Below are 3,108 nucleotides of genomic sequence, written 5' to 3'. Positions count from 1 at the left end.
GACGCGGCTGGCGGTGATGGACGACCCGGCGGGGGCCGCCGGGCTGCGCGCGGCGCTGCGCGTCGAATAGTGCTGCGGGCGGATTCAGCGCGACGGTTTCGGCGGGTCCTGCCGGTAGTCGTAGAAGCCCCGCCCGGCCTTGCGCCCGAGCCATCCGGCCTCGACGTATTTCACCAGCAGCGGGCAGGGTCGGTACTTGCTGTCGCCCAGCCCCTCGTACAGCACCTGCATGATCGACAGGCAGGTATCGAGGCCGATGAAGTCCGCGAGTTCCAGCGGCCCCATCGGATGGTTGGCGCCCAGGCGTAACGAGGTGTCGATCCCGGCGACGTTGCCCACGCCCTCGTGCAGCGCGTACACCGCCTCGTTGATCATCGGCACCAGGATGCGGTTGACGATGAAGGCGGGGAAGTCCTCGGCGACCGCCGTGGTCTTGCCGAGGCGTTCGGCCAGCGCCTGCACCGCCTCGAACGTCGCCTGTTCGGTGGCGATGCCGCGGATGATCTCCACCAGCTTCATCACCGGCACCGGGTTCATGAAGTGCATGCCGATGAAACGGCCCGGCCGGTCGGTGCTGGCGGCAAGCCGCGTGATCGAGATGGACGAGGTGTTGCTGGCAAGCAGGCAGGCGGCGGAGAGGTGGGGCGTGACCGTCTTGAAGATCGACTTCTTGATGTCCTCGCGCTCGGTCGCCGCCTCGATCACCAGGTCGCAGCGGCCGAAATCGGCATAGTCGGTGGTCGCGTGGATGCGGCCGAGAGCGGCCTGCTTGGCCTCCGCGGTCAGCGTGCCCTTGGACACCTGCCGGTCGAGGTTACGGCCGATCGTCGCCATCGCCCGGCCGATCGCCTCGGCCTTGGCGTCCGTCAGCAGCACGTCGATGCCGGCGACGGCACAGACATGGGCGATGCCGTTGCCCATCTGGCCGGCGCCGATCACGCCGACCGTCTGGATCGCCACGTTGGTCTCTCCCGGCGCCGGTGCTGCCGCGTCCGTCATGATATCAGCCCGCGAGCTCCTTCTGGAGTTCGGGCAGCGCGGTGAACAGGTCAGCGACGAGGCCGTAATCGGCGACCTGGAAGATCGGCGCCTCCTCGTCCTTGTTGATCGCGACGATCACCTTGCTGTCCTTCATCCCGGCCAGATGCTGGATAGCGCCGGAGATGCCGATCGCGATGTAGAGGTCGGGGGCCACGATCTTGCCGGTCTGGCCGACCTGGTAGTCGTTCGGGACGAACCCCGCATCGACCGCGGCGCGGGAGGCGCCGACGGCGGCGCCGAGGGCGTCGGCAATTGGGTCGAGCAGCTTGAAGTTCTCGCCCGCCTGCATGCCGCGTCCGCCGGAGATCACCACGCGGGCGGCGGTCAGTTCGGGCCGCTCGCTCTTGGACAGCTCGGCGGAGACGAAGCTCGACGTGCCGGGGTTGGCCGCGGCGGGCGCGTCGGCGATCGCCGCGCTGCCGCCCTCGGGCGCCACCGGGTCGAAGCTCGCGGCGCGGACGGTGATGACCTTCTTCGCGTCGCTGCTCTTCACCGTCGCCAGCGCGTTGCCGGCATAGATCGGGCGGATGAAGGTGTCCGCGTCCTCGACGCCCGCGATGTCGCTGATCGGCTGGCTGTCGAGCAGCGCCGCCGCGCGCGGCATGACGTTCTTGCCCACCGCCGTCGCGGCGGCGAGCAGGTGGTCATAGGACGGGGCGAGCGCGACGAGCAGGGCGGCGAGCGGCTCGGCCAGCGCGTGCGCGTAGTCGGCGCCGTCGGCGACGAGGACCTTGGAGATGCCCGGCAGCTTCGCCGCCGCCTCGGCCGCGGCGCGCACGCCGGTGCCGGTCACGAGGGCGTGGACCTCGCCGAGCTTCTGCGCGGCCGCGACGGCGCTGCGCGACGGCTGCTTGATGCCCTGGGCGTCGTGCTCCAGCAGAACCAGTGCCGTCATCGTCAGATCACCTTCGCTTCCGTCTTGAGTTTCGCCACCAGCTCGGCCACCGAGCCGACCTTTTTGCCAGCTTGCCGCTTCGGCGGCTCGGCCACCTTGATCACGGTCAGACGCGGCGCCGGATCGACGCCGAGATCGGCGGGCTTGATCGTCTCGATCGGCTTCTTGCGCGCCTTCATGATGTTCGGCAGCGACGCATACCGCGGCTCGTTCAGGCGTAGGTCGGTGGTGACCACGGCCGGCAGCTTCAGCGCCACCGTCTCGAGCCCGCCGTCGATCTCGCGCGTCACGGTGGCCTTGTCGCCCTCGATCGCGACCTTGCTCGCGAACGTGCCCTGCGCCCAGCCGAGGAGGGCGGCGAGCATCTGCCCGGTTGCGTTCATGTCGTCGTCGATCGCCTGCTTGCCCATGACCACCAGGGTCGGCTGCTCGCGATCGACCAGGACCTTCAGCATCTTGGCGACGGCGAGCGGCTGCAGATCGGCGTCCGTCTCGACCAGGATGCCGCGGTCGGCGCCCATGGCGAGCGCGGTGCGGATCGTCTCGCCGCACTGCGCGACACCCATCGAGACCGCGATGATCTCCGTCGCGACGCCTTTTTCCTTGAGGCGCACGGCCTCCTCGACGGCGATCTCGTCGAACGGGTTCATCGACATCTTGACGCCCGCCGTCTCGACGCCGGTGCCGTCGGACTTGACCCGCACCTTCACGTTGTAATCGACCACCCGCTTGACGGGGACGAGGATCTTCATCGCAGCACCGGACCGTTGAGAAGATGAGGTGCGCCCGGCCGCACGGGATGCGCAGGCGTGAGCACCGGGGAGGCGGCATCCGCGCGCGCGGGACGCCAGCCGGGACTTATGCGCAGCGCCCCCCGGCGTGTCAAACCGCCGCCCGCCCCCCGCCGCGTCACGAGCGCAGCAGCTCCATCAGGATCGCGAACAGAACCAGCGCGCCGGCCTGCAGCACCACCCGCCAGCGCATCAGGACGTTGGACCGGCGGGGATCGCCCGACCCGCGCACCATCCCGAACAGGCCCGCGAACAGGACGCCGAGCACGCCGAGCATCAGCAGGGCGATCAGGACCGTGAGAAACGTCTTCATGCCCCACACATAGGCGCCAACCGGCGCTCCGCACCATGCCCCGCACCATGCCCCCCGGCGCCCCGTGC

The 3,108-nt window shown here is 69.7% G+C and carries 4 protein-coding genes; all 4 read right to left on the bottom strand.

Annotation, left to right across the window (positions count from 1 at the left end; genetic code table 11):
- Positions 1-84 precede the first annotated feature (84 nt).
- Entirely contained in the window at positions 85-999 is a 915-nt protein-coding gene (locus tag B8460_RS14050) for a 3-hydroxybutyryl-CoA dehydrogenase (protein ID WP_199445653.1), read from the bottom strand.
- 4 nt (positions 1,000-1,003) lie between these two features.
- Positions 1,004-1,936: an electron transfer flavoprotein subunit alpha/FixB family protein gene (locus B8460_RS14045; protein ID WP_048862237.1), complete on the bottom strand. Its 933-nt coding sequence runs from the start codon at positions 1,934-1,936 to the stop codon at positions 1,004-1,006.
- A 2-nt stretch (positions 1,937-1,938) separates the two neighbouring features.
- Positions 1,939-2,688, bottom strand: a complete 750-nt coding sequence (locus B8460_RS14040) for an electron transfer flavoprotein subunit beta/FixA family protein (protein ID WP_048862236.1) — start codon at positions 2,686-2,688, stop codon at positions 1,939-1,941.
- A 157-nt stretch (positions 2,689-2,845) separates the two neighbouring features.
- The coding region (locus B8460_RS14035) for a twin transmembrane helix small protein (RefSeq protein ID WP_241771195.1) at positions 2,846-3,108 on the bottom strand (263 nt) is incomplete at its 5' end.

The organism is Acidisphaera rubrifaciens HS-AP3 (genome assembly GCF_000964365.1).
GTDB lineage: Bacteria > Pseudomonadota > Alphaproteobacteria > Acetobacterales > Acetobacteraceae > Acidisphaera > Acidisphaera rubrifaciens.
The sequence above is the reverse complement of the archived record's forward strand: the minus strand, read 5'-3'. Positions and strand labels throughout refer to the sequence as shown.

Bases quoted from the DNA above. Each gene is read 5' to 3' on its own strand.
- B8460_RS14050 (WP_199445653.1), bottom strand. From the start codon at position 999: ATGACGGACGCGGCAGCACCGGCGCCGGGAGAGACCAACGTGGCGATC.
- B8460_RS14045 (WP_048862237.1), bottom strand. From the start codon at position 1,936: ATGACGGCACTGGTTCTGCTGGAGCACGACGCCCAGGGCATCAAGCAG.
- B8460_RS14040 (WP_048862236.1), bottom strand. From the start codon at position 2,688: ATGAAGATCCTCGTCCCCGTCAAGCGGGTGGTCGATTACAACGTGAAG.